Genomic DNA, 26,389 nt, shown 5'->3' with positions numbered 1-26,389 from the left:
CGAGCATCGTTGGGGTGACGGGTGGGGCGAGCGAGTACGGGGTTCCGTCACGGAGCCCGCTGGCCGAACCACGTCTGCGCGAGCTGCTGGCCGGGGTCCAGCGCCGCATCGACCAGATCTCCGACACGCGTGATCAACTCGACGCCCTCACCGAGGCGATGCTCGCGGTCAATTCCGGGCTGGACCTGGACGCGACGCTGCGCCGCATCGTGCGCGCCGCGGTCGACCTGGTCGACGCCCGCTACGGCGCACTGGGCATCCGCGGCCCCGACGGCAAGCTCACCGCCTTCATCAACGAAGGCATGGACGAGGAGACCCGGCGGCTGATCGGCAGGCTGCCGGAGGGCCACGGGCTGCTCGGCGCGGTCACCAGGCACCACGGGCCGTTGCGGCTGGACGATCTGAGCAAGCATCCCGACTCGGTGGGCTTCCCGGAGCATCATCCGCCGATGCGGACGTTCCTCGGCGTGCCGATCCGGATCAGGGGCGAGATCTTCGGCAACCTCTACCTGACCGAGAAGGCGCACGGCGCCCCTTTCACCGCCGACGACGAGCTGGTGCTGCAGGCGTTGGCGGCGGCGGCCGCGATCGCGGTGGAGAACGCCCGGCTGTACGAGACGGCGCTGACCCAGCAGATGTGGCTGGAAGCCACCGGGCGGATCACCACCGAACTGCTGTCCGGCGCCGATCCGGTGGACGTGCTGCGACTCATCGCCGACAGCGCGCTGGAGCTGACCGGGGCGACCACGACCGCGCTGGCGGTGCCCAAACCCCCGGCATCACCGTCGGAAGAGGTCACCGAACTCGTCGTGCGGGTGGCCTCCGGGCGGCTGGCGGAGATCGTCACCGGCCATCATCTGCCGGTCGCGCAGTCCACCGCGGGCAGGGCGTACCGGGAGCGCAGCCCGCTGCGCGTGGACCGGCCGGACTACGCCCCCACCCCTGAGCTGGCTGTGGAACTCGGGCCCACACTGGCCGTGCCGCTGCGCACCGGGGACAAGGTGACCGGCGTGCTGCTGGCGTTCCGCGCCGCGCACGCCTCGCCGTTCGAGGACGACCAGCTGCCGCTGGCCGCCACCTTCGCCGATCAAGCGGCGATCGCGCTCGAACTGGCCTCCGCCCAGCGGCGCGCCCGCGAGCTGGAAATCCTCGCCGACCGCGACCGGATCGCCCGCGATCTGCACGACCACGTCATCCAGCGGCTGTTCGCGGTCGGGTTGTCGCTCAACGGCACGTTGCAGCGCAGCACCGACCCCGGCCTGCAGAGCAAGCTCGGCCGGGCGGTGGACGACCTGCACGACGTCGTGCGCGACATCCGCAGCACCATCTTCGACCTGCACGAAGGTGCCGACGGCAGGCAGTTGCGGGACGCGTTGACCGACGCGATCAACGAGCTGACCGACCACAGCGACCTGCGCACCACGGTCCGGATGTCCGGGCCACTGTCGGTGATCACGCCGGACCTGGCCGAGCACGCCGAAGCCGTGCTACGCGAGGCGGTGAGCAACGTGGTCCGGCACGCCGACGCCAGCAACGTCGTCGTGACCATCTCGGTCGGCGACGAGTTCACCATCGACGTCAGCGACGACGGCCGGGGCATCCCGGACCGGGTCGCCCACTCCGGCCTGCACAACCTGGCCGAACGGGCCAAAGCCATGCAGGGAACGCTGGACGTGCACCAGCAGGCCGCCGGCGGAACCCGGCTGGTCTGGTCGGCTCCCCTCCCGTGAGCGGCCACGACAGGGACGGCACGGCGACACGCGAGCCGTGACCTCCCACACTCGCCTGCCCGCAAGTGGTACCCAAGGGTCATGAGCACGCCGTGTACCCACTGCGCCACTGGGGTCGACCACTGCCACGGGACGCTGGTCGTGCACGCCACCGGCCCTGCGGACTGCACCCAGCCGGATTGCACCGACACCGACGAAGCCAGGCACGACCTGCGGATCGACTGCGGCTCGGTGATGGGCGGCTGCGACTGCGCCCGCCTGGCCCAGGTAGCCGCTGCCTGAGCCGAACCGGGACCCGAGGCGATTCGGACCGGCATGCGGCCGGAGCCCCGCCGCCTGGGCCGGGCGGCCCCGGCACCCGAGCCGGCGGCATTCACCTGACCGCGTTCACCTGACCCGGTCGCCGCCCCGTCAGGCGGTCTCCTTCTTCTTCGCCCTGCCACGCTTGGCCGGCTTCTTCCCGCCCTTGGCCGCCGTTCCCCCGGCGCCCTCCGCGGCCATCTTCTTGTCGCCCTTCTTGGCGCTCTCCACGCTGGCCTGCAACGCGGCCATCAGGTCGACGACCTCGCCGGTCGTTTCCTTCGCCGGCTGGGTGACGGTCTGGCCCTCGGCCTTGGCGTCGATCAGCTCGAGGACGGCCTCGCGGTAGTCGTCGTGGAACTTGTCCGGTTCGAAGACGTCCTCGGACAGCGACTCGATGAGCATGCCCGCCATCGACATCTCCTCCTGCCGCAACTGCGGGGCGTCCTCGTGCAGGAAGTCGAAGTCGGCGGCCCGCACCTCGTCCGGCCACAGCATGGTCTGCAGCACCAGCACGTCCGACCACACCCGGAGCAGGGCGAGCGTCTCGCGCTGCCGCAACGCCACCTTGACGATGGCCACCCGCCCGGACTTGTGCAGCGCATCGCGCAGCAGCACGTACGGCTTGGCCGCCCCCTTGTCCGGCTCCAGGTAGTAGCCGCGGTCGTAGTACATCGGGTCGACCGACTCCAGCGGGACGAACTCCAGCACCTCGATGCCGCTGGTCGAGGCAAGCGGCAGGCTCGCCAGATCCTCGTTGTCGAGCACCACCATGTCGCCGTTGGCCAGCTCGTACCCCTTGGCGATGTCGGAGTAGGGCACTTCCTCGCCGCACACGGTGCACACCCGCTTGTACTGGATCCGGCCGCCGTCGGCGGCGTGCACCTGCCGGAACGAGACGTTCTTGGCCTCGGTGGCGGCATAGAGCTTGATCGGGATGGAGACCAGCCCGAAGCTGATGCTGCCCTTCCACATCGCCCGCACCGCGCCCACCTCCAGCCGGAGTCGCTGGTGATCACCGTACGCCAGGTGAAGCACCCAAGCACGACGCTACTGCAGCGCACGGCCGGGATCGAGGTCTTCACCGGCGCCGGGTGACCTGCCCGTGCCCGGCGACCTGCACCGCGCCGACCTGCGCCAAGTGCGGCGAAGTCACTACGTTGGACCCGTGAGCCTGCACGCCTACCGCCGCAAGCGGAACCGGGAACGCACCACGGAGCCGTGGCCGTCCGACGCCGAACTGGACGGCTCCCCCGGCGACCCGGGCGGCGGGCTGTTCGTCGTCCAGGAGCATCACGCGCGGCGCAAGCACTACGACCTGCGGCTGGAACGCGACGGCGTGCTGGTGTCGTGGGCCATTCCCAAGGGCCTACCGCTCGACCCGGCGGTGAACCACCTGGCGGTGCACACCGAGGATCATCCGCTGGCGTACGCCGAGTTCGAAGGCGAGATCCCGGCGGGCGAGTACGGCGGCGGCCGGATGCGGATCTACGACACCGGCCGCTACGAGTGCTCGAAGTGGTCCGACTCCGACGTGAAGTTCGCGCTGCACGGACGCAAGCTGCGGGGCCGCTGGGCATTGTTCCGGACCGACGGCGACACCTGGATGATCCACCGCGAGCGGGAGCCCTTGCCGGCCACGATGCTTCCCATGCTGGCCGGCGGCACCGGGATGCCCCCGGGTGACGACGGCTGGGCCTACGAGATGAAGTGGGACGGCCAGCGGGTGCTGGCGTTCGTCGACGGAGTCCGGGCCAGGCTGCAGTCCCGGACCGGCCGGGACATCACCGCCACCTACCCCGAGCTGGCGCCGTTGGGGCGTGCACTGGCGCCGCGATCGGCCGTGCTCGACGGCGAGGTGGTCGTGTTCGTCTCCGGGCGCCCCGACTTCGGCGCATTGCAGCACCGGATGAACTCCTCCCCCACCGAGGCGTCCCGGCTCATGGACACCTACCCGGCCACGTACCTGATCTTCGACGTGCTGTTCTTGGACGGCAGGCCGCTGGTCGACCTGCCGTTCGCCGAGCGCAGGGACATCCTGACCGGGCTGAACCTGTCCGGCCCGTCCTGGCTGACGCCGCCGACGTTCGTCGACGCCGGCGGGGACGCGGTGCTGGCTGCCTCGCTGCAGCAGGGTCTGGAGGGTGTCGTGGCGAAGCGGCTGGCGTCGCGTTACCGGCCGGGCACCCGCTCGCCCGACTGGCGCAAGATCAAGCACGCCAAGCACCAGGAGGTGGTGATCGGCGGCTGGCGCCCCGGTCAGGGCAGCCGGTCGGGGCGGATCGGTTCCCTGCTGGTCGGGGTGCAGACCGACGACGGCTTGGCCTACGCCGGGCGGGTCGGCACCGGATTCGACGAGCGGACACTCGACACCCTCGCCACCCGCCTCGCCCCGCTGGCCACGACGGTGAACCCGTTCACCAACGACGTGCCACGCGAGCACCTGCGGGACGCTCGCTGGGTCCGCCCGGAGCTGGTCGCCGAAGTCACCTACGGCTCGTGGACCTCGGACAACCGGCTACGGCACGCCACGTATCGCGGTCTGCGCCCGGACGTCGACCCCAAGCAGGTGCGCCGTGCCGAATGAGGAAAGGGTGCGCGTCCGGGTGGCGGACCGCCAACTGGTGGTGTCGAACCTGGGCAAGGTGCTCTATCCGGCCACCGGGTTCACCAAGGCGCAGGTCATCGAGTACTACGTGAAGATCGCCCCGGTGCTGCTGCCGCACATCGCGGGCAGGCTGCTGACGCTCAAGCGCTACCCGGACGGCGTGGACGGCGAGTTCTTCTACCAGAAGAACGTCCCGCAAGGCACGCCGGACTGGGTCCGCACCGCCCGCGTCCCGGCACCGGGATCGACCATGAACCGCGATCAGGTGACCTACGTCGTCGCGGATGACCTGCCCACGCTGATCTGGGCGGCCAACCTGGCCAACCTGGAGATCCACACCCCGCAGTGGCGGCTCCCCGGCGACGTCCGCGCGGTGGAGCGGACACCCGACCCGGACCTGGTGGTGTTCGACCTCGACCCGGGACCGCCCGCCACGATCGTGGAGTGCTGCCGGGTCGCCGAGCTGCTGCGGCCGGCGCTGACCGCCCGCGGGCTGGACCCGCTGGCCAAGACGTCCGGCAACAAGGGCATGCAGCTGCTGGCCAGGATCAGCGGGCACAGTTCTGCGCAGGCCAGCGAGCTGGCCAAGGAGGTCGCCGAGGAACTGGCCGCGGCGCACCCGGACCTGGTCACCGCGAAGATGACCAAGCGGCTGCGCACCGGCAAGGTCTTCATCGACTGGAGCCAGAACAACGCGTTCAAGACCACGGTGGCGCCGTACTCGCTGCGTGCCCGCAGCGAACCGACCGTGTCGACCCCGGTGACCTGGGACGAGGTCGCCGCCTGCCGGGCGGAGCACCAGCTGCGCTTCACCAGTGACGAGGTCCTGGACCGCGCCGCCGAGCACGGCGACCTGCTCGAGCCGTTGCTCGCCGGCTGAAAGCCGCTCGCCGGGTCAGCCGGCGAGCAACGGCAGCTGCGCGGACTGGGTGCGCGTCCGCCACTGCCGGTATGCCTCGGCCACGTCCACCAGCCGGCCCGCCCGTTCACATCGGGCGCCGTAGAACCTGGCGAAGTCCAGCGCCTCGTCGGTGAAGCGGGCGTCTCCCCGTCCTTGCAAGTAGCCGATGGCGTACTGCTCCCGGGCATACCGGACGGACACGGCACGTCCCGGCCCCACGTGGTTCGCTGCGGCAGCCGACATCGCCGCCTCCTTCCGCCGGAGGAGTCCAGAATGCCCGACTTCCGGCCGGAAGCAAACCGGTCAGGGCACCCGGACCACCTGTGCGGCGTACGACAGGCCTGCGCCGAAACCGACCAGCAGCGCCAGATCCCCCGAGGCCACCTGGCCGGTGTCCATCAGCCGACGAAGCGCCAGCGGGATCGACGCCGCCGACGTGTTGCCGGTCTGGGCGCCGTCCCTGGCCACCACCGCGTTCGTCGCGCCGATCTTGCTCGCCAGCGCGTCCACGATGCGCAGGTTGGCCTGGTGGGGCACCACCGCCGCCAGCTCGCTCGGATGCACCCCGGCCTGTTCGCAGGCGCTCAGCGCGATCGGGTGGATCTGGGTGGTGGCCCAGCGGAACACCTTCTGGCCTTCCATCCGCAGATACCGGTCGCCCGGGTCCTGCACGATCAGATCCGTCCCCGAGGCGTCGCTGCCCCACACGACCGGCCCGATTCCCGGCTCGTCCGAGCCAGTGACGACCGCGGCCCCGGCGCCGTCGCCGAACACCACCGAGGTCGGCAGGTCGTCCGGGTCGGTGATCGCGGTCATCCGTTCCGCCGCGGTGATCAGCACCGTGTTCGCCGTGCCCGCGCGGATCAGATCGTTGGCCACGGTCAGCGCGTAGCAGAACCCCGAGCACGCGGTGTTCAGGTCGAATGCCGCCGCGGACTTGATCTCCAGGTCGCGGATGACCTCGTAGGCCACCGCGGGGATCGGCGCGTCGGCGCTGCAGGTGGCGGTGATGACCAGGTCGATCTGCTCGGGGTCCACCTTGGCGTCGGCCAGCGCGGCGGCTCCGGCCTCGACCGCCATCTCGGTCAGCGTCGTCTCGCCCGCCCTGGCCCGGGTGGACATCCCGGTGCGGGACTCGAACCACTCCGGCGGCTTGCCGAAGCGCGCGGCGAGCTCTTCGTTGTCCACCACGCCCTGCGGGACGAACCCGCCGACGCCGATCATCCTGGCGGCCCTGCTCCCCTGGGTCATGCGCATGCTGTCAACCCTCACCGAATCCCCGCGCCGGTAGCCACGGCACTACTGCTCGGTATTGGTGTCCGAAGCGCTCACGCGACCACGATGAGTACCGTTCATTCCTGACATGCACGCGCGCACGATATCCATCCACCACATCCGGGGTGCGCTCGCGGGTGCGCGTCGTGCCGGCCTGGACCTCGACGCGCTGCTGCACGCCGCAGGCATCGCCCCGGCACTGTTGCAGGACCCGCGCTCCCGGGTCACGGGCCAGCAAGCGGCACGTCTGGTGCGCGTGCTCGTCGCGGCGCTCGACGACGAATTCCTCGGCCTCGGCCCGTACCCCAGCAAACGCGGCACCTTCGCGATGATGTGCCACGCGGCGGTGCACTCGAAGACACTGCGCTCGGCGCTGCTGCGGGCCACGAAGTTCTACGAGCTGTTTCCCGGCACGCCCCGCTTCCGTATCCGCTACACCGGCGGTACGGCCAAAGTGCAGCTGGACATCCGCGGCGTGCGCGACCCGGACCACTTCATGTGCGAAGGCATCATGCTCATCTGGCACGGGTTCTCCAGCTGGCTGATCGGGCAGCGCATCCCGCTGCTGCGCATGGAGTTCCGCTATCCGCGGCCACCGCACGCCACCGAGTACGACCTGGCCTTCGGGTGCCGCTCGGAGTTCGGCAGCAAGGTCACGGCGGCGACGTTCGACCGCAAGTACCTGGACATGCCGGTGATCAGGGACAGCCGTGCGCTGAGCGAATTCCTTCGCGACGCGCCCGCCGATCTGGCCTCGCCGCCCGACTACGCCACATCCACCTCCGAAGCCGTACGCAGCATCCTGGCCACGGCTTCCCCGGCGGCCCTGCCGTCGGTGAACGCGGTGGCCAGCCGGCTGAGCATCAGCCCGCAGACGTTGCGCCGGCGGCTGGCAGAGGACGACATGTCGTTCCGGCAGCTGCGTGACGAGGTTCGACGCGATGCCGCCATCGACGCGCTCACGAGCACCGACGACACCGTCGAGGACATCGCGGCCCGGCTGGGTTTCGCCGACTCCAGCGCCTTCCACCGGGCGTTCAAGCGGTGGACCGGAAGCTCGCCCGGGTCGTATCGTGCCGCCAACGGGCAGCCCTCCGGTGCACCGTCTGCCGTGCGGCGCGCGCAGCCCATGCCTGACCGGGCCCGGTCGCGGGGTACCCGGTAAGCCGGGCACGACCGCCGCGCCGCTACCGTGGAGATTTGCGTAAGTCGTCCCACTTGCACGAGGAAGGATCCGCAGCAGAAGGAGAGCAGTGATCCCGCCATCCGGCCAGGCCACCGCACGGCGCAGTGCGACCCCAGCACGGCGCACCCGACCGGCGCCGGGGTTCCGCCCCGACGTGGAAGGCTTGCGGGCCGTCGCCGTCGGCTCGGTGCTGCTCTACCACGCGGGCTTGCCGTTCGTGCCCGGCGGGTTCGTCGGCGTGGACGTCTTCTTCGTGATTTCCGGCTTCCTGATCACCGGGTTGCTGGTCAAGGAAGCGGAGCGCAGCGGACGCGTGTCGCTGGCCGGCTTCTACGCCCGCCGGGTCAAGCGGCTGCTGCCCGCCGCCGCCCTCGTCCTCGCGGTCACCGTGCTGCTGACGTTCCTGGTGATCCCGCGTACCCGGTGGACCGACATCGGCGGAGACATCGCTGCAGCGGCGCTGTACTTCGTCAACTGGCGGCTGGCCGCCAACGAGGTCGACTACCTGGCCGAGGACTCCGATGTCACCCCGGTGCAGCACTTCTGGTCGCTGGCGGTCGAGGAGCAGTTCTACTTCGTGTGGCCGGTGCTGGTCGTCCTGGCCGTCGTCACCGCTCGGCGGCTGGGCTCCGGTCTGCGCCGGACGATGTGCGCGGGCCTGGCCGTGGTCGCCCTGCCGTCGTTCGCCTGGTCCGTCTACTACACGGCCGCCGACCCGCAGCAGGCCTACTTCGTCACCACGACCAGGATGTGGGAGCTGGCCGTCGGAGCCGCGATCGCGCTCGGCGCGGCCCGGCTGGCCAGACTTCCGCGCCCCGTGGCACTGGTGCTGGGCTGGGCGGGCCTGCTGACCGTGGTCGCCTCCGCCGTGGTGCTCACCACCAGCACACCCTGGCCGGGGTACCACGCGCTGCTGCCGACGCTCGGTACCGCCGCCGTCATCGCCGCCGGACCCGCGGCAGGACCTGGTGGACCTGTCGCGCTGCTGGGCCGTCCGACGTGGACGTGGATCGGCGGGATCTCCTACTCGCTGTACTTGTGGCACTGGCCGCTCATCGTCGTCGCCGCGGAGGCCTTCGGCGGCTTGACGCAGGCCGAAGGGCTCGCGGTGGCGCTGGTCAGCATCCTGCCCGCCTGGCTGACCCTGCGCGTGGTGGAGAACCCGGTGCGGTTCGACCCGCGGTTCTCCGCCCGCCCGATGCTGACGCTGCGGGCAGGCGCGCTGCTCACCACGTTCGGCCTGGCCTGCGGATCCGGGCTGATCGGGGCGACCGAGCTGGCCACCGACGAGCCGGTGGCCAACCCGCTCGGCGCCGCGGCCATCCGTTCCGCCGACACTTATCGCTTCCCGACCGTCGCCGACGGCGTCAGCCCGGACCCGCTCGAGGCGGCCGAGGACGTCCCCGACGCCTACGACCGGGGCTGTCAGGTCGATCAGGCCTCCTCCGAGCCGATCTCCTGCACGTACGGTGACCCGGACGGCAGGGTCGACATGGCCCTGGTCGGTGACTCCAAGGCGTTGCAATGGATCTCCGCACTGGACACCATCGCGGAGGAGCGCGGCTGGCGGGTGCGCACCTACACCAAGTCGTCGTGCCCGTTCACGCCAGCGACGATCGCGTTGGACGGCCGCCCCTACGTCAACTGCACCGAATGGGGTCACAACGTCGAAGCCGAGCTGCTGCGTGATCCGCCTGACCTGGTGCTGACGTCGCAGATCCGGTCGACCGCGCTGATCGACCCGGCCGACCCGGACTCCGCAGCGACCCGCGAGGCGATGTCCTCGGCGCTGCGGGAACGCTGGTCGCGCCTGGTGGAAGCGGGCAGCACGGTGGTGGTGCTGCGGGACAACCCGAAGCCGCCGGAGAGCCTGCAGCCGGTGTACGAGTGCGTGGATGCCAACCGTGACGACCTGACGCCGTGTGTGTTCCCGCGCTCGCTCGGCGAGCGGGAAAGCGGGCAGCCCGCCCAGACCGAGGCCGCGCGCGGGCTGCGCGGCGTGCACATCGTCGACCTCAACGACTACATCTGCCCGGGCGAGGTGTGCCCGCCGGTCATCGGCAACGTGCTGGTCTACCGCCAAGGTGCCCACCTGACCCGGACCTACGTGGAGACCCTCGAGCCGCGCTTGGCGAAAAAGCTCGCACCCCTGGTGGCCAGGAGCAGGTCGGCGACTTGACCTTGGAGCCGGGTCCAAGGTCTACCGTCGTGGACATGAGCACGACCGTTGCCGCCGGGCTGCGCGTCGCCGATCTGGCCAAGGCCACCGGTGTACGCCCGGACACCATCCGCTACTACGAGCGCGTCGGCCTGCTCCCCCCGCCGCCGCGCACATCCTCGGGGTACCGGGCCTATCCCCCGTCGGCGGTCGACCGCGTGCGGTTCATCCAGGGGTGCCGTCGCCTCGGCCTGCGCCTGCGCGAGATCAGCGACCTGCTGGCGGTGCGCGACACCGGGGTGTGCCCGTGCGAGCCCGCCGAGACGCTTCTGCAGCGCAGGATCGCCGAGCTCGACGCCGAACTGTCTCGGCTCACCGCGCTCCGCGACACCCTGGCAGGCATGGTCCGCGACCTGCCGCGCGGCCGCTGCCCGGACATCAGCCCCGGCGAATGGTGTCCCGAACCCGCATCCGCCGAGAGGAGGTGAGCGACGATGACCTGCGCCTGCTGCGATGGCTGCTGTGACGGCTGCTGCGACTGCGGCGCCGAATGCGGTTGCTGCTGACCGCGCGCGTTCGCCGTGACAGGCCCGGTGCGGCGCCCACCGGGCCGTGCCCGAGGGCGGTCAGCTCGCCCTGGCGTGGGCCGCGCGCAGCGCTTGGTCGGTCACCCGGTGCTCGAGCAGGATCTCCCTGCCCCCGGCACCGCTGCCGTGGCCAGCAGCAGATGCCCACTGCCGATGTCGTCGTTGCGCAGATCGATCGCTTCCCGCAGCGCCTTCGCCAGGATCTCCTCGGCTGCCTGGCTGAACCCGGGCGCCTTCCGCCGCGTTCCCCACGGCGCCCGTAAGGCTCCCGTCCGTGCACGCGCTCGACGTGGTCGGCAACCTGCTCCACGTCAATGCCCATGCGACGCAGTGCGGCCACTTCTTCCTCCTACAGCCCGGCGCGGCGCGCCGCCTCCGCAGCTTCCGCGGCCACCATCCGAGGCGTCAGCCCGCGCCCGGCCGGCAGTTGGGCCGCCCGGCCGTCCTGCGATCCCACCACGGCCGTCAGCAGGTGCGCCGGTTCGACTTCGGCATCACCCGCGCGTTCGGCGTGGTGGACCGCACCGTCGACGACGGCGCGCCACCTTGGTGAACCTCTCGACCATCAGCGCCTCCCGTACTTGTTGTGCACGGCCTGCCTGGTGACGCCGAGCTCCTTGACGATCTCCTGCCACGACAAGCCCTGCACCCGTGCGTTGCGTGCTTGCACTGGGACGACCTGGTCCGCGGCGCCATCGGAGCGCGTGCACCCGTGCGTTGCGTACTTGCACCGCCTCCAGGCGTTCCAGCAGCTTGCGCAAGGCCGCCACAGCGCGCAGTCCACCCGTGGATCGTCGGCGCCCGCTGCCGTTGCCAGGTCCGTCGCCTCCCCCATGGCGTCAACCCACGTTGACACTTCCGATGCGTCAGCCAAAGTCGACACGCGTCGTGCCGCCCGGCGAAGCTCCCCGCACGGTGAGCCGGCCCGCCGTCAGATGTCCTCGAGCAGGTCCTTCAGCTCTCGCTGCACGGCCGCCTCGAGCTTGGCCACCTGCGGCTTGTACCGTGCCGTCGCGCTGATCCGCCACGTGGCGCGCACCGGGTACGAACGCGGGGTGTAGCTCGGCTCCAGCTTGAAGTCCGCCGTGCAGGCCATGGTGATGCTGGAGTTCGGCTTCATCCCCGCCCGGTCGGAGCAGGTCCGCGTGCCCAGGCCGCTGGCACTCATGGTCACCCGCATCGTCACGTCGAACTGGGTGACCGGCACGTTCTTTCCGCCCGAGTACGAGTTGGACACCGGGACTTTCGCGGTGCATTTGCCCCCCACCGCGCAGTTGAGCTTCCCGTTGCCCTGGCGCAGCTCGAAGTTCGGCACCAGGACGCCCGCGTTCCGCACCCCGCGTGCGGCCTTGGACAGCGAGGCGAACAGCTGACGTACCTGCTGCTCTCCCATCTCGGTGAACAAGGTGCGCGCGCCGCTGGGCAGGAGCGGGTTGCCGCCTGCCTGGCCGAGCGGGACGTCGGTGCTCACCAGCCGGTGCGGCTGGGCGACCGTGACGTCCGCGGTGTACTTGCCGACCGGGATCCGGTACACCTCGGTCCCGTCGTCGAGCTTCATCTGCTCGACGCGCTTGCGGTTCAGTTGCGGCTCGCCCGACGGCGGCGGCTCACCGGGCTGCGCACCGTCCTGACCCTGCTGCGTGGCGGCTTCCTCCCGCAGCCGCGCGGCCACCTTCTCCGGCGGAAGCAGCGCACCGGGATCGAAGCCCACGTCCGCCGGATCGGTCACCACGAACCGGTTGGCGAACTGGTTCGCCTCGTTCGGCTTGGCCCCCAGGTCCTGCCACACCTGCTTGCTCGTCCGCACGTACAGCTTCCCGCCGAGGGCCGCGAAGGTCATCTTGCGGCCGTCGATGGTCGACGTGCCGTAGACCGAGCCGGAGCGTGTCACCGCGACGCTGACCTCCTCGCCGTCGGCTCCCGCCACGGTGCTGACGTAGCGCATCAGCGGCCGGGCGGCCAGCGCGCCGACCGCCTCGTCGAACGCCCGTTGGGCGAGCAGTTCGACCTTGTCGTCACCCGCGGTGGGCGTTCCGGGCACCGTCGATTCGCACGCCGTCGCGGCGAGCCCGAACACCGCCGCAACGACCGCGGCCCGCTTGCCGAGAGCCCGTGCCATCATCGCCTCACTTCCACCAGCGCGCCCGGCAGGTGACCGGCCCCGGTCAGGACCGTCCGGGTCGCCTCCAGGGTTCCTCGCGCCCGTCGTCCGAGCCCGGTGTCCTTCTGACTCGGCAGCTGGGTCCATCGTTCCCTATGCGCCGAGCCACGGGTAGCCGACCCGCCCCGAGCCTGCCGAACCGGCTACGCCGACGTGGCGAATGGCGGACAGTGACCGCGACTGGCCACCGTCACCGCACCCGCTGGGGTAGACACGTACTCGAGCCAAGCCCCGGCAGGCCCTGCGGCGCGCCTGCCCGAGAACCGCATCGCCGCCCCGTCGCCGCGAGCAGGCGGGGCGGTGGTCGCGTGCTTGCCTTCCCACGTAGGATGATCCTCGTCGGACCCGCAACGCGTGGTGAGGGTGCATGGCTGACCAGCAGCTTTCCGAGCATCTGCAACTTCTCGGCCTGCCCGCGGCGGACACCGAGATGTACCTGCTGCTGTTGGACAAGGGCCCGATGACGCCGCAGGCCATCGGCGACGAGCTCGGGCTGACCACCGAGCAGGTCGCCGAGCGGGTCGAGTCGCTGACCAACTTCGGCATGGTCGGCAGGACCAACTCCGACGAGGTCGCCCCCATCGAGCCGACCACCGGCCTGCAGCGGCTGGCCAGGGCCAGGGAGGCCGAGGTCAAGGCCGCCGAGCTGGCCGCGGCGAACGCCTATCGGGTGTACCGGCGCACGGTGTCGCAGCAGTCGCCGGACGACCTGGTCGAGGTGGTCACCGCGCCGCACATCGCCGAGCGGGTCAAGCTCGAGGAGTCGGCCGCGACCAAGGAGGTGCTGCGGTTCGACTCTCCCCCGTACACCACCCAGCGCGGCCCGAACGACATCGAGGTGGAGAACCTCAAGCGCGGCGTGCGCTACCGGTGCGTCTACGCCAAGGCCGCCGTCCAGCAGCCGGACTACTACGCGCAGAACATCCAACCGTGCATCGCCGCCGGCGAAGAGGCCAGGGTGATGCCCGAGGTGCCGGTCAAGCTGAGCATCTTCGACGGCCAGCTGGCGATGGTGGCGCTGACCGACACCAACGCGGAGATCATCCGGTCGTCGCTGATCATCCGGCAGTCCAGCCTGCTCGACGCGCTCATCGGGCTGTTCGAGACGTCGTGGCGGTCGGCACTGCCGATGCACCTCGGCACCAAGGAACCGTCGTCGCTGCGGCCGATCGAGCGCAAGATCATCGAGCTGCTGGCCAGCGGGATCACCGACAACGCCATCGCCGAACTGCTCGGCATCAGCCGCCGCACGCTGTCCCGCAACCTGGAGAACCTCACCACGCGGGCAGGCGTGGTGAACCGCTTCCAGCTGGCCGTCTACGCCTGCCGGAACGGCTGGATCTGAGCCGTCAGCGGTAGATCCGGACCACGTTCACCGCGACACAGGCGGGCTTGCTGCCGCCCTCGACCTCGACGGTCGTGGTCAGCTCCACCTGCACGCCGCCGTCGACGGGTTTGGCGTCGGACAGCGTCGAGGTGGCCCGGATCCGCGATCCGACCGGGACCGGGGCGGGGAAGCGCACCTTGTTCAGCCCGTAGTTGATCACCATGCTGGTGTTCTCGACCCGGTAGATCTGCCGCAGCAGCACCGGCAGCAGCGACAGTGTCAGGTAGCCGTGGGCAATGGTGCGGCCGAACGGCCCTGTCTTGGCCCGTTCCGGATCGACGTGGATCCACTGGTGGTCGTCGGTGGCGTCGGCGAACTGGTTCACCCGCTCCTGGGTGATCTCCAGCCAGTCGCTGGTGCCCAGCTGCTCGCCCACCGCGTCCAGCAGGTCGTCGGGAGTGGAGAAAGTGCGCATGCTGCTCGCCCTCACTTGCCTGGTCGGTCGTCGGATTTCTCGCCGTACAGCTCCGCTTCCACCATCGCCGTCCACTGCCGCACGATGCGTGCCCGGCGCGCGGTGTCATCCGTCAGCAGGTTCGCCAGCCCCAGTCCGCGCGCCAGGTCCAGGGTGGCTTGCACGGTCTCCCGTACCCCTGGCTTGGACTCGTCCACTTCCAGCAGCTCGACGGCCTTCTTGTGCGCGCGCCTGCCGACCTCCCGCTCCAGCGGTTTGATCTTCTCGGCGAGCCGCTCGTCGGTGGCCGCGGCCACCCACAGGTGCAAGGCGGCCACGAACGCGGGCTGGGCGTAGAGGTTCAGCAACATCTCGATGACCGCGCGACGGCGCCCCGGGCCGGTCGGCAGCTCGGCGGCTCGTCGCTCGAGGTCTTCGTGCTGCGCCTCGGACATGTAGTTCATCGCCGCCGTGACCAGGTCCTCCCTGGTCGGGAAGTGGTGCTGCGCGGCGCCGCGGGACACGCCTGCGCGTTCGGCCACCACGGCCACGGTCGTGCCGGACCAGCCCAGCTCCCCCAGCGCGGCCACGGCGGCCTCGAGCAGCCGCCTGCGCGTCTGGATGCTGCGCTCCTGCTGCGGTTGGCGAACTCTGGTCACGTCACGACTTCACGGCGGGTGGATCGACCCACAGGTCCAGGGACAGATCCTCTTCGCGCTCGCACAACCGGTACTGCGCGAAGTCGGTGATCCCTTCCGCGCGCAGCACCTCGTCGTCGATGAAGAACTGCCCCGTGACCTCGGTCGACGGCTTGGTGAGGATAGCGTGCGCGGCATCCGCCATGATCTGCGGAGTGCGCGACGTCGCAGCCATGTCCGACAGCAGGTTGCGCACCGCCGCGGTGTCGATGGTCGTGCGCGGCCACAGCGAGTTGGCCGCGATGCCGTCCGCACGCAGCTCTTCGGACAGTCCCAGCGTCACCAGGCTCATGCCGAACTTGGCGATGGTGTACGCGGTGCCGATCGTGCCGAACCACTTGGGCTCGGTGCGGATCGGCGGCGACAGCGTCAGGATGTGCGGGTTCCGGCCGGCGGCCGCGGAGCGGCGCAGGTGCTCGATGCAGGCCTTCGACAGCAGGAACGCCCCGCGCGTGTTGATGTCCTGCATCAGGTCGTAGGCCTTCATCGGGATGTGCTCGGTCGGCGACAGGTTGATGGCGCTGGCGTTGTTCACCACGATGTCGATGCCGCCGAACCGCTCGACCGTCTGCGCCACCGCCTTCTCGACCACTTCGTCGTTGCGGATGTCACCGACGATCGGCAACGCCTGGCCGCCCGCCCGCTCGATGGCCTCCGCCGCGGTGTAGATGGTGCCGGGCAGTTTCGGGTGCGGCTCGGCGGTCTTGGCGATCAACGCCACGTTCGCGCCGTCGGCCGCCGCGCGCACCGCGATGGCCTCGCCGATGCCGCGGCTGCCTCCCGAGATCAGCAGCGTCTTGCCGGCCAGTGTGCGTTCGGCCCGTTCGCCTGCCTGCGCCGTGTCGGTGCTGGACGTCATGGTGCGCTCCTTCGCCGGGACTTTGCGTGGACGTGTCAGTAGGACTTGGGCAGGCCGAGCGAGTGCTGCGCCACGAAGTTGAGGATCATCTCCCGGCTCACCGGGGCGATCCGGCCGACCCGGGTGGCGGTGACCAGTGCGCCGAGTCCGAATTCGGCGGTCAGCCCGTTGCCGCCGTGCGTGTGCACCGCCGCGTCGACCGCGTGCACGGCGGCTTCCGCGGCCGCGTACTTGGCCATGTTGGCCGCCTCGCCTGCCGCCATGTCGTCGCCCGAGTCGTACAACCAGGCGGCCTTCTGGGTCATCAGCTTGGCCAGCTCCAGCTCCACCTTGGCCTTGGCCAGCGGGTGCTGGATGGCCTGGTGCGCCCCGATGGGCACGTCCCACACCTTGCGGGTGTTGGCGTAGTCGACGGCCTTGCGCAGGGCGAGCCTGCCGATGCCGATGGAGAACGACGCGCCCATGATGCGCTCCGGGTTGAGCCCGGCGAACAGCTGCAGCAACGCGGTGTCGGTGCTCTCCCCGATCAGCGCGTCCGCGGGCAGCCGCACGTCGTCCAGGAAGATCTCGAACTGCCAGTCGGGCGAGACGATGTCCATCTCGATCTTGCGGGCGGTGAAGCCGGGGGTGTCCGTGGGCACCACGAACAGCGCCGGCTGCAACTTGCCGGTGCGGGCGTCCTCGGTGCGGCCGACCACCAGCACCGCTTCGGCTTCGTCCACCCCGGAGATGAACACCTTCTGCCCGTTGAGCACCCAGTCGTCGCCGTCGCGGTGGGCGACGGTGGCGATCCGGTGCGAGTTCGACCCGGCGTCCGGTTCGGTGATGGCGAAGGCCATCTTCAGCTCGCCGGTGGCGAACCGGGGCAGCCACCGCTGCTTCTGCCGCTCGGTGCCGTAGCGGGCGATGACCGTCGCGCAGATGGCCGGGGAGACCACCATCAGCAGCTGCGGCACGCCTGCCGCGCAGAACTCCTCGCACACCGCGGCCAGGTCGCCGATCCCGCCGCCACCGCCGCCGTACTCCTCGGGCACGGCCACGCCGAGATAGCCGAGCTTGCCCGCCTCTGCCCACATCTCGCTGGTCTTCCCGCCCGACCGGGCCTGCTTGAGGGTGTACTCGTGCCCGTACTTGCTGGCCAGTTCGAATGCCGCGGCTCGCAGCGCCTGGCGTTCGGCGCTCTCGACGAAACTCACGCGTCCGTCCCTCCCTGTTCGTCTTCCTGGACGACCGCCAGGGTCGTGCCGACGTCGACCTGCTCACCCGGCGCGACGTGCAGTTCGGTGACCACCCCGTCACCCGGGGCGGAGATCTGGTGCTCCATCTTCATCGCCTCCAGCCACAACAGCGGCTGGCCTGCCTTGACGCGTTCGCCGACGGCCACCGCAACGCGCAGCACCGAGCCCGGCATCGGCGCCAGCAACGACCCGTGCGGCGCGGCATGCTCCGGCTCGGCGAAGCGCGGACGGCGCCGCAGGCTCACCGAGCCCAGCGGCGAATCCACGCACACCAGGCCGTCCGGGTACCGGGCCACCGAGAAGGTGCGTCGGACCCCGTCGACGATCAGCACGACCCGGTGCGGCTCGGCCGACACCGCCTCGACGCCACGGCCGGCCGCCCACTCCGGCAGGTCGGTCAGCCCGTGCCGCCCCCACCGGTAGGTGACCTCGATGTCCCGCTCACCGTCGGTGTAGACCTTGCGCTGCGGCTGCGACGGGACCGTGCGCCAGCCGCTCGGCAGCCTGCCGAGCACCCGGGCGGCGCGGCGGTTCTCCGCGGCGTCGGCCAGCGCCGCGGCCAGGGCCGACAGGTCGCGGACCTCGGGGCCGGCGAGCGGCGTGGCCAGCGTGGCCAGGTCGTGCTTGGTGAAGAACGCCGTGTCCGTCTCACCCGCCAGGAACGCCGGATGGCGCAACACGCGGACCAGCAGGTCGCGGTTGGTGGTGACGCCGTGAATCTGCGCCCTGGCCAGGGCACCCGCCAGCCGGGTGGCCGCCTCGTGCCGGGTCGGCGCGACGGCGACGAGCTTGGCGATCATCGGGTCGTAGTGCACCCCGATGCGCTCACCGCCCGCGAAGCCGGAGTCGAGCCGCAGGCCCGCCTCACCGGGGTTGGTGAACTCCACCGCGTCCGGCACGGACAACCGGTGCAGCGTGCCGCTCTGCGGCTGCCAGTCCTTCGCCGGGTCCTCGGCGTAGAGTCGCACCTCGATGGCGTGGCCGCGAGTGGCAGGCGGTTCCGCAGGAAGCCGCTCGCCACGTGCGATGCGCAGCTGCCATGCCACCAGGTCCAGCCCGGTGGTCGCTTCGGTGACCGGGTGCTCGACCTGCAAGCGGGTGTTCATCTCCAGGAAGAAGAACTCCACCCGCCCGTCGCGCTCGGCGGCCAGGAACTCCACCGTGCCCGCGCCGACGTAGCCGATCGCCTTCGCCGCGGCCCGCGCGGCCTCGAACAGCTCCGCCCGCAGCACCGCGTCCACCAGCGGCGAGGGGGCCTCCTCCACGACCTTCTGGTGCCTCCGCTGGATCGAGCACTCCCGCTCCCCCACCGCCCAGACCGTGCCGTGCCGGTCGGCCAGGATCTGCACCTCGATGTGCCTGCCCGAGGTCAGGTAGTGCTCGCAGAACACGGTCGAATCGCCGAACGCCGAACCCGCCTCCGCTTGCGCCGCCGCGATCGCGTCCGGCAGCGCGGACAGGTCGGACACCACCCGCATGCCGCGGCCGCCGCCTCCGGCGGAGGCCTTCACCAGCACCGGCAGGTCGTCCGCGGTCACCGACGCCGGGTCGAGTTCGGGCAGTACCGGCACGTCGGCCTCCGCCATCAGCCGCTTGGCCCGCACCTTCGACCCCATCGCGGCGATCGCCTCCGGGCTGGGCCCGATCCAGGTCAGGCCCGCGTCCACGACGGCGCGCGCGAACTCGGCGTTTTCCGCCAGGAAGCCGTAGCCGGGATGCACGGCGTCGGCGCCTGCCGCCCGCGCCGCTTCGATGATCAGTTCCGGGCGCAAGTAGGTCTCGGCCGGTGTGTTGCCCGGGAGCCGGATGGCGGCGTCGGCTTCGCGGACGTGCGGGAGATCGGCGTCGGCGTCGGAATGGACCGCCACGGTGGACAGGCCGAGTGCCCGGCAGCTGCGGAACACCCGCCTGGCGATCTCGCCGCGGTTGGCCACCAGCACCGAGGTCAGCTCCCCGGGCTCACATGCGGAAGACGCCAAAGCCGTCCGCCCCCTTCACCGGCGCGTTGTGGATCACCGACAGGCACATGCCCAGCACCGTCCGGGTGTCCCGGGGATCGATGATCCCGTCGTCGTAGAGCAGCCCGGACAGGAACAACGGCATGGACTCGGCTTCGATCTGCTGCTCGACCATCGCCCGCATGGCCGCGTCCTGGTCCTCGTCGTACGGTGTGCCGCGGCTTTCCGCGGCCGCCCTCGCCACCAGCGACAGCACGCCCGCCAGCTGCTGGGCGCCCATCACCGCCGATTTCGCCGACGGCCACGCGAACAGGAACCGCGGGTCGTAGGCGCGGCCGCACATGCCGTAGTGCCCGGCGCCGTAGGAGGCGCCCATGAGGATCGAGATGTGCGGGACCTTCGAGTTGGACACCGCATTGATCATCTGCGCGCCGTGCTTGATGATCCCGCCCTGTTCGTACTTGCTGCCCACCATGTAGCCGGTGGTGTTGTGCAGGAAGATCAGCGGGGTGTCGGTCTGGTTGGCCAGCTGGATGAACTGGGCGGCCTTCTGCGACTCCTCGCTGAACAGCACCCCCTGGGCGTTGGCCAGGATGCCGACCGGGTAGCCGTGCACGTCCGCCCAGCCGGTCACCAGCGACGTCCCGTAGAGCGGCTTGAACTCGTCGAACTCCGAGCCGTCCACCACGCGGGCGATCACCTCGCGCGGATCGAACGGCACCTTCAGGTCCGTGGGCACGATGCCGAGCAGGTCCTCCGGGTCCGCCAGCGGCTCGGCGTAGTCCGGCTTGGGCGCCGGCCCCTGTTTGCGCCAGTTGAGCCGGGCGATGATGCGCCTGCCGAGGCGGATGGCGTCCTGCTCGTCCACGGCGAGGTAGTCGGCCAGGCCGGACTGGCGGGCGTGCATGTCCGCGCCGCCCAGCGATTCGTCGTCCGCCTCCTCCCCGGTGGCCATCTTCACCAGCGGCGGGCCGCCGAGGAACACCTTGGCGCGCTCCTTGACCATCACCACGTAGTCCGACATGCCCGGCAGGTAGGCGCCGCCCGCGGTCGAGTTGCCGAACACCAGGGCCACCGTCGGGCGCCGCTCGGCCGAGGCCCTGGTGAGGTCACGGAAGATGCGCCCGCCCGGGATGAAGATGTCCTTCTGGGTGGGCAGGTCGGCGCCACCGGATTCGACCAGGTTGATGGTCGGCAGGTTGTTCTGCGCGGCGATGTCGGCGGCGCGGAACGACTTGCGCAGCGTGTACGGGTTCGAGGTGCCGCCCTTCACCGTCGGGTCGGAGGCGATGATCATGCATTCCACGCCTTCGACCACGCCGATGCCGGTCACGATGCTGGCGCCGACGGCGAAGTCGGTCCCCCATGCCGCCAGCGGGCTCAGCTCCAGAAACGGCGAGTCCTCGTCGACCAGCAGCTCGATGCGTTCCCGGGCGAGCAGCTTGCCCCGTTTCCGGTGGCGTTCGACGTACTTCTCGCCGCCGCCCGCGACGGCCTTGGCGTGCTCGGCGGCCAGCTCGTCGAGCTTGGCCAGCATCGCGTCGCGGTTGGCCGCGAACTCGTCGCTGCGGGTGTCGACGCGGGTGGTCAGAACGGTCATGCCGAGTATCCCAGCAGTTTTCCGGCCAGTTGCAGCATGATCTCGTTGGTGCCGCCGCCGATGCCGATGATGCGCATGTCGCGGAACTGGCGCTCCACTTCGCTCTCCCGCATGTACCCCATCCCGCCGTGCAGCTGCACCGCCTCGTTGGCCACCCACTGGCCGGCCTCCACCGCGGTGTTCTTCGCGAACGCCACCTGGACCAGCACGTTCTCCCCCGCCGCGTAGCGCACCGCGAGGTCCCGGGTGTACACCCGGGCGACGTCGACCCGCCTGGCCATCTCGGTGAGCCTGTGCTGCACGGTCTGCCGGGAGATCAGGGGGCGGCCGAAGGTGGACCGGTCGCGGCACCACTGCACCGTGAGATCCAGGCAGCGTTGCGCGGCGGCGTAGGCCTGGACCGCCAGCGACAGCCGTTCGGTGACGAAGTGCTGCGCGATCTGTGCGAATCCGGTGTTCTCCACCCCGATCAGGTTCTCCGCAGGCACCCGGCAGTCGGCGAACGACAGCTCCGCGGTGTCCGAGGACAGCCACCCCATCTTGTCGAGCTTGCGGCTGACGGTGAACCCCGGCGTGCCTTTCTCGATCACCAGCAGCGAGATGCCGTGGGCGCCGGGCTCACCGGTGCGCACCGCCGTGGTGACGAAGTCCGCGCGGACTCCGGAGGTGATGTAGGTCTTGGCCCCGTTGACCACGTAGTGGTCACCGTCGCGGCGGGCGGTGGTGCGGAGGTTGGCCACGTCGGAGCCGCCGTCGGGTTCGGTGATCGCCAGCGCGCCGATCTTCTCGCCCGCCAGCGTCGGGCGTACCCAGCGGTCGATCTGAGCCGGGTTGCCCGCGGCGATGATGTGCGGCAGGGCGATGCTGTGCGTGAACAGCGACGCCTGCACGCCACCGGCGACGCCCCGGTAGCCGAGTTCCTCGGCGACCACGGTCGCGTCGATGATGTCGCCGCCACCGCCTCCGACCTCTTCCGGATACGGCACCCCGAGCAGTCCGACCTCGGCGGCCTTGCGATGCAGCTCGCGCGGCAACTCGCCGTCGCGCTCCCACTGGTCCTGGTAGGGCAGGATGTGCTCCTCGGCGAACCGGGCGGTCATCTCCCGCAGTGCCTTGCGTTCCGGGGTGTCGAACGGGCTGGTCACAACAGTTCCTCCGGAATGTCGACGTGCCTGCTGCGCAACCATTCGCCGAGCGCCTTGGCTTGCGGGTCGAAGCGGGCCTGCGACGCGACCCCCTGCCCCAGCAGGCCGCTGACCACGAAGTTCATCGCCTTGAGGTTCGGCAGCAGGTACCGGCGGACGGGCAGGTCGGCGGTTTCCGGGAGCAGCCGCCGGAACTCGTCCACGGTCAGGGTGGTGGCCAGCCATCGCCACGCCGCCTCGGTGCGGACCCAGACCCCGACGTTGGCGTCGCCACCCTTGTCACCGCTGCGGGCACCGGCGACCAGGCCGAGCGGCGCCCGGCGGTACGACTGCGGCCGCAACGGTTCGGGGAGCTCCGGCTCCGGCAGGTCGGTCAGCTCCTGCGTCCGCTGCGCCGGGGCGATTTCGACGCGTGCCCCATCGGGCAACACCGCAACATGCGGCACCTTGCGCGCGTCGACGTAGGCGGGCGTGTACACGCCATACGGGCTGCCATCGCCCGGCGGCGCGGTGACGTGAAAGCCCGGATAGCTGGCCAGCGCCAGTTCCACGGCCGCGCCGCTGAACGCCCTGCCCACCTTCGCGGGGTCGGTGTCCTTGACCACGCAGTGCAGCAACGCGCTGGCTTCTTCTTCGGTGGCCGCATCCGGCTTGTCGGTGCGAGCCAGCGTCCACCGCACTTCGGCGGGGCGCGCCTTCGCCAGCAGCTGCTCCATCTGGTCGCGTACCAGGGCGGCCTTGGCCTCGATGTCCAGGCCGGTGAGCACGAACGTCGTCGCGTTGCGGTACCCGCCGAGCGAGTTCAGGCAGACCTTCAGCTCCGGGGGTGGCGGCTCGCCCCGCACCCCGCTGATGCGTACCCGGTCCGGACCGTCGCTGCTGAGCCGGATGGTGTCGAATCGCGCGGTCACGTCCGGACCGGCGTAACGCGCACCGGCGATCTCGTACAGCAGCTGCGCGGTCACGGTGCCGACGGTGACCGCTCCCCCCGTGCCTGGATGCTTGGTGATGACGCTCGATCCGTCGGCGTAGACCTCCGCGATGGGGAAACCGGGGTGCCGCAGATCCGGCACCTCGGACCGATCGTCGAAGAACGCGTAGTTGCCGCCGGTGGCCTGGGCACCGCATTCCACCACGTGCCCGGCCACGACGGCACCGGCCAAGGCGTCGTAGTCCTCGCGGCCCCAGCCGTGGTGGGCCGCGGCGGGGCCGACGACCAGCGAGGCGTCGGTGACCCGGCCGGTGATGACCACGTCGGCTCCCTGGCGCAGGCACTCGACGATCCCCCACGCGCCCAGGTAGGCGTTCGCCGTCAGCGGCTTGCCGAATCCCAGTTCCCCCGCGCGGGCCCGCAGGTCGTCCCCTTCGACGTGGGCGACCGCGGCGTCGACGTCGAGCTCCCGCGCCAGCGACCGCACGGCGTCGGCCAGGCCGGCCGGATTCAGGCCCCCGGCGTTGACCACGATCCTCACCCCGCGGTCCTTCGCCAAGGCCAGGTTCTCCCGCAGTTGCCGCAGGAACGTCCTGGCGTACCCGCGGCTGGGGTCCTTCAGCAGGTCGCGGCCGAGGATCAGCATCGTCAGCTCGGCCAGGTAGTCACCGGTCAGGTAGTCCAGCTCCCCGCCGGTCAGCTGTTCCTGCACGGCCGCGAACCGGTCACCGTAGAACCCGGAGGCGTTGCCGATCCGCACCGGTCGTTGCGCACTCATGCGAACTGCCCCGGCTGTCGTCCCTTGCCCGGCGGGCCCGCGAACGCCTGGGCGATCTCCAGCCAGCGCTCGGCGTCCGGGCCGACCGCGTGCACGGCACAGTCGTCCCGGTGCCGTCGCTGGGTGGCCAGCAACGCGAAGTCCAGGGCGTTGCCGGTGACGCGCTGCCCGGCGTCCTCCGGCCCCCAGGTCCACACCTGGCCGGTGGGCCCGGTCAGCTCCACCCGGAACTGCTCGCCGGGCGGCGTGAGCCCGTTGATCGAGTACGCGAAGTCCCGGGTACGCACGGCGATGTGCACCACGTGCCGGAGGCGCTCGGTCGGAACGCGCTCGATCCCCAGCGTGTCGACGACGTCCTGGCCGTGGGCCCACGTCTCCATCAGGCGAGCGGTGGCCATCGACGCCGCACTCATCGGCGGGCCGAACCACTGGATCTTGCGCCCGGCAGGCAGCGCAAGCAGCGCATCGGCCAGCTTCCTCCTGCTCGCGCGCCAGCGCGCCAGCAGTTCCTCCGGAGGCGCCTTGGCCCCCTCGTGCGCGGACCGGTCCGCATACTCGTCCACGTTCTCCGCGGCCCGCTCGGCCATGGTGGAGAATCGTTCCGGCTCGGTGACCGCCACCACGGCGATCTCGTCGGTCCACGCCAGGTGCGCTATCTGGTGCGCGATCGTCCAGCCGGGCGCGGGCGTGGCAAGCTGCCACTGCTCCGGCGTCAGCCGGTTCACCACCCCGTCCAGCTCCGCGGCTTCGGCTTCGAAGTCGCGCACCACCGCGGCAACGTCCACCATGCGGCCAGCCTCGCATCCCCGGCAACAAAAATCAAGCGTGCTTGATTGTTTCAGCATGACCGCTTTGGTGCATTGACAGCCCAGGCGGCACCGGTGGACGGTGAGTTGGACGCTTGTCCAGTCCGTCCGCACGGAGGCAGCCGTGGTGCTTCGGCAGCACAAACCCACCCTCGCCACCGTGAGCCTGCCCGGCATGGTGGACCGCAAGCTGCTGCACGGGCACGCCTCCCCCACCCCGCTGGCCACCCCGCCCGCGGGCAGCGGCCTGAAACCGGTGCTCGGCGACTTCGGCCTGCCGTTCATCGGTCACACGCTGGCCCACATGCGCCACCCGGTCGACTTCGCCCTGGCCCGCTACCGGCGCCTGGGCCCGGTGTCGTGGGGCGGCATGCTCGGCCGGCGTGTGGCGGCCGCCGCCGGCCCGGACGCCACCCAGGTCGTGCTGGTCAACAAGGACCGGGTGTACTCCCAGCAGGGCTGGGCCACGCTGATCGACCGGTTCTTCCACCGCGGCCTGATGCTGCTCGACTTCGACGAGCATCTGCGGCACCGCCGGATCATGAACCATGCGTTCACCCGCGAGCGCCTGGCCGGCTACGCCGAGCAGTTCGGACCGGTCGTCGACCGCGGGGTCACCGCACTGCCGACGGACCGCCCGGTCCGGCTGTACTGGAAGCTGAAGCAGCTGACCCTGGACGTGGCCGCACGCGTCTTCATGGACACACCCAGCGGTGCGTCCAAGGAGATCAACAAGGCGTTCGTCGACGCGGTACGGGCCACCACGTCGTTCGTCCGCGCACCGATCCCGGGTGGCCGCTGGTGGGCAGGCGTGCGTGGCCGCGAGCTGCTGGAGCGCTACTTCGCCGAGCGGCTGCCCGCCAAGCGGGCCTCGGACTCGTCCGACCTGTTCGCGGCCCTGTGCCACGCCGAGGACGCCGACGGCGCCCGGTTCACCGACACCGACGTCGTCAACCACATGATCTTCCTGATGATGGCGGCGCACGACACGGCCACCATCACCACCACCGCCACGGTGTACTACCTGGGGAAACACCCGGATTGGCAGGAGCGGGTGCGCGAGGAAGCGCGCACCGTCGGCCCCGGGCCGCTCGGCCTGGCGGAGCTGGATGCGCTGAGCACGCTGGAGCTGGTGATCAAGGAATCGCTGCGCCTGGCGGCTCCGGTACCCAGCCTGATGCGCAAGACCGTGCGGGATACCGACCTCATGGGGCACTACGTCCCGGCCGGCACCCTCGTCGTGCTCTCCCCCACACTCAACCACTACTTGAGTGAATATTGGACGGATCCGCACGCGTTCGACCCGATGCGGTTCGCCGAACCGCGCCGGGAGGACCGCTCGCACCGGTTCGCCTGGGTCCCGTTCGGCGGAGGGGCGCACAAGTGCATCGGGATGCACTTCGGAATGTACGAGGTGAAGGCACTGCTGCACGCTATGCTGATGCGCTACCGATGGTGGCTGCCGGAGTCGTACCAGCTGCGCTGGGACCACACCGCGCTGCCCGTGCCCGCCGACGGCCTTCCGGTCCGCCTGTACCGACGGTGATCATCACGCCCGGCGCCCAAGAGCTCCACCCGGTGATACGACCACCAAGCCGGGTGAACCACCCACGGCGACGCGGAGCCGTTCGTGAAGGTTTTTTTGCCTCGGAGCGGCCGAGGGTGGCATGGCGGCTTGATCGCGGGGTG

At 70.7% G+C, this 26,389-nt stretch carries 23 protein-coding genes and 1 pseudogene; 10 read left to right on the top strand and 14 right to left on the bottom strand.

Annotated features, from left to right (window positions below):
• The first annotated feature begins 14 nt into the window (after positions 1-14).
• A complete protein-coding gene (locus CXP56_RS15495) occupies positions 15-1,730 on the top strand; it encodes a GAF domain-containing sensor histidine kinase (RefSeq protein WP_286901672.1) in 1,716 nt (571 codons plus the stop codon).
• An 81-nt stretch (positions 1,731-1,811) separates the two neighbouring features.
• The gene (locus tag CXP56_RS15490; protein ID WP_028846084.1) at positions 1,812-2,012 is read left to right on the top strand and encodes a hypothetical protein; all 201 of its coding nucleotides are present in this window, start codon (positions 1,812-1,814) and stop codon (positions 2,010-2,012) included.
• Between the two features lie 129 nt (positions 2,013-2,141).
• On the opposite strand, the gene ku is transcribed toward CXP56_RS15490, so the two are convergent.
• The gene (gene ku / locus CXP56_RS15485; RefSeq protein ID WP_028846085.1) at positions 2,142-3,014 is read right to left on the bottom strand and encodes a non-homologous end joining protein Ku; all 873 of its coding nucleotides are present in this window, start codon (positions 3,012-3,014) and stop codon (positions 2,142-2,144) included.
• A 184-nt stretch (positions 3,015-3,198) separates the two neighbouring features.
• Here ku and ligD (CXP56_RS15480) point away from each other — a divergent pair, with 184 nt between their 5' ends.
• Positions 3,199-4,617, top strand: a complete 1,419-nt coding sequence (gene ligD / locus CXP56_RS15480) for a non-homologous end-joining DNA ligase (RefSeq protein ID WP_038044216.1) — start codon at positions 3,199-3,201, stop codon at positions 4,615-4,617.
• Positions 4,607-5,518, top strand: a complete 912-nt coding sequence (ligD, locus tag CXP56_RS15475) for a non-homologous end-joining DNA ligase (protein ID WP_286901670.1) — start codon at positions 4,607-4,609, stop codon at positions 5,516-5,518. Before ligD (CXP56_RS15480) ends, ligD (CXP56_RS15475) begins: the two co-directional genes overlap by 11 nt.
• Before the next feature lie 15 nt (positions 5,519-5,533).
• Here ligD (CXP56_RS15475) and CXP56_RS15470 read toward each other — a convergent pair whose 3' ends face one another.
• Entirely contained in the window at positions 5,534-5,782 is a 249-nt protein-coding gene (locus CXP56_RS15470) for a hypothetical protein (RefSeq protein WP_156899039.1), read from the bottom strand.
• A 60-nt stretch (positions 5,783-5,842) separates the two neighbouring features.
• Positions 5,843-6,796 carry a beta-ketoacyl-ACP synthase 3 gene (locus CXP56_RS15465; RefSeq protein ID WP_028846089.1) on the bottom strand — a complete coding sequence of 318 codons (954 nt, stop codon included), beginning with the start codon at positions 6,794-6,796 and terminating at the stop codon, positions 5,843-5,845.
• A gap of 106 nt (positions 6,797-6,902) precedes the next feature.
• Here CXP56_RS15465 and CXP56_RS15460 point away from each other — a divergent pair, with 106 nt between their 5' ends.
• The 4 genes from CXP56_RS15460 to CXP56_RS19150 all read left to right on the top strand — a co-directional run bounded on the left by CXP56_RS15460 (position 6,903) and on the right by CXP56_RS19150 (position 11,298).
• Positions 6,903-7,979 (top strand): AraC family transcriptional regulator, encoded by a 1,077-nt coding sequence (locus tag CXP56_RS15460; RefSeq protein ID WP_286901665.1) that lies wholly within the window; start codon positions 6,903-6,905, stop codon positions 7,977-7,979.
• 88 nt (positions 7,980-8,067) lie between these two features.
• On the top strand, positions 8,068-10,179 hold the full coding sequence (locus CXP56_RS15455) for an acyltransferase family protein (protein ID WP_286901663.1): 2,112 nt from the start codon (positions 8,068-8,070) through the stop codon (positions 10,177-10,179).
• Between the two features lie 35 nt (positions 10,180-10,214).
• A complete protein-coding gene (locus CXP56_RS15450; RefSeq protein ID WP_028846091.1) occupies positions 10,215-10,646 on the top strand; it encodes a heavy metal-responsive transcriptional regulator in 432 nt (143 codons plus the stop codon).
• A gap of 373 nt (positions 10,647-11,019) precedes the next feature.
• A complete protein-coding gene (locus CXP56_RS19150; protein WP_286901662.1) occupies positions 11,020-11,298 on the top strand; it encodes a hypothetical protein in 279 nt (92 codons plus the stop codon).
• Positions 11,299-11,310: 12 nt separating this feature from the next.
• Here CXP56_RS19150 and CXP56_RS15440 read toward each other — a convergent pair.
• A pseudogene (locus CXP56_RS15440) lies at positions 11,311-11,580 on the bottom strand (helix-turn-helix domain-containing protein).
• A 96-nt stretch (positions 11,581-11,676) separates the two neighbouring features.
• A complete protein-coding gene (locus CXP56_RS15435; protein WP_156899041.1) occupies positions 11,677-12,864 on the bottom strand; it encodes a hypothetical protein in 1,188 nt (395 codons plus the stop codon).
• 409 nt (positions 12,865-13,273) lie between these two features.
• Between CXP56_RS15435 and CXP56_RS15430 the strand changes: the two genes are divergently transcribed.
• Entirely contained in the window at positions 13,274-14,251 is a 978-nt protein-coding gene (locus CXP56_RS15430) for a helix-turn-helix transcriptional regulator (protein WP_028846094.1), read from the top strand.
• A gap of 4 nt (positions 14,252-14,255) precedes the next feature.
• On the opposite strand, the gene CXP56_RS15425 is transcribed toward CXP56_RS15430, so the two are convergent.
• Genes CXP56_RS15425 through CXP56_RS15385 form a run of 9 tightly spaced genes read right to left on the bottom strand, consistent with a single transcriptional unit; the run spans position 14,256 to position 24,682 of the window.
• Entirely contained in the window at positions 14,256-14,708 is a 453-nt protein-coding gene (locus tag CXP56_RS15425) for a MaoC family dehydratase (RefSeq protein ID WP_028846095.1), read from the bottom strand.
• An 11-nt stretch (positions 14,709-14,719) separates the two neighbouring features.
• Positions 14,720-15,346 (bottom strand): TetR/AcrR family transcriptional regulator, encoded by a 627-nt coding sequence (locus CXP56_RS15420; RefSeq protein ID WP_028846096.1) that lies wholly within the window; start codon positions 15,344-15,346, stop codon positions 14,720-14,722.
• A 1-nt stretch (position 15,347) separates the two neighbouring features.
• Positions 15,348-16,244 (bottom strand): SDR family oxidoreductase, encoded by an 897-nt coding sequence (locus CXP56_RS15415; protein WP_051309445.1) that lies wholly within the window; start codon positions 16,242-16,244, stop codon positions 15,348-15,350.
• 35 nt (positions 16,245-16,279) lie between these two features.
• Positions 16,280-17,440 (bottom strand): acyl-CoA dehydrogenase family protein, encoded by a 1,161-nt coding sequence (locus CXP56_RS15410; RefSeq protein ID WP_028846098.1) that lies wholly within the window; start codon positions 17,438-17,440, stop codon positions 16,280-16,282.
• On the bottom strand, positions 17,437-19,461 hold the full coding sequence (locus CXP56_RS15405; protein WP_245566510.1) for an ATP-binding protein: 2,025 nt from the start codon (positions 19,459-19,461) through the stop codon (positions 17,437-17,439). Before CXP56_RS15405 ends, CXP56_RS15410 begins: the two co-directional genes overlap by 4 nt.
• Positions 19,442-21,040, bottom strand: coding sequence for an acyl-CoA carboxylase subunit beta (locus CXP56_RS15400; protein ID WP_286901659.1), 1,599 nt, complete (start codon positions 21,038-21,040; stop codon positions 19,442-19,444). The genes CXP56_RS15405 and CXP56_RS15400 overlap by 20 nt, the downstream gene beginning before the upstream one ends.
• On the bottom strand, positions 21,037-22,185 hold the full coding sequence (locus CXP56_RS15395; protein WP_028846101.1) for an acyl-CoA dehydrogenase family protein: 1,149 nt from the start codon (positions 22,183-22,185) through the stop codon (positions 21,037-21,039). Before CXP56_RS15395 ends, CXP56_RS15400 begins: the two co-directional genes overlap by 4 nt.
• A complete protein-coding gene (locus CXP56_RS15390; RefSeq protein ID WP_286901658.1) occupies positions 22,182-23,894 on the bottom strand; it encodes an acyclic terpene utilization AtuA family protein in 1,713 nt (570 codons plus the stop codon). The genes CXP56_RS15395 and CXP56_RS15390 overlap by 4 nt, the downstream gene beginning before the upstream one ends.
• Positions 23,891-24,682, bottom strand: a complete 792-nt coding sequence (locus CXP56_RS15385; protein ID WP_028846103.1) for a TIGR03084 family metal-binding protein — start codon at positions 24,680-24,682, stop codon at positions 23,891-23,893. The genes CXP56_RS15390 and CXP56_RS15385 overlap by 4 nt, the downstream gene beginning before the upstream one ends.
• Positions 24,683-24,824: 142 nt before the next feature.
• Here CXP56_RS15385 and CXP56_RS15380 point away from each other — a divergent pair, with 142 nt between their 5' ends.
• The gene (locus CXP56_RS15380) at positions 24,825-26,246 is read left to right on the top strand and encodes a cytochrome P450 (protein WP_502694578.1); all 1,422 of its coding nucleotides are present in this window, start codon (positions 24,825-24,827) and stop codon (positions 26,244-26,246) included.
• Positions 26,247-26,389: the final 143 nt, after the last annotated feature.

The sequence above is a fragment of the Thermocrispum sp. genome, assembly GCF_002919275.1.
GTDB lineage: Bacteria > Actinomycetota > Actinomycetes > Mycobacteriales > Pseudonocardiaceae > Thermocrispum > Thermocrispum agreste.
This window is presented reverse-complemented; position numbering and strand designations above follow the sequence as displayed.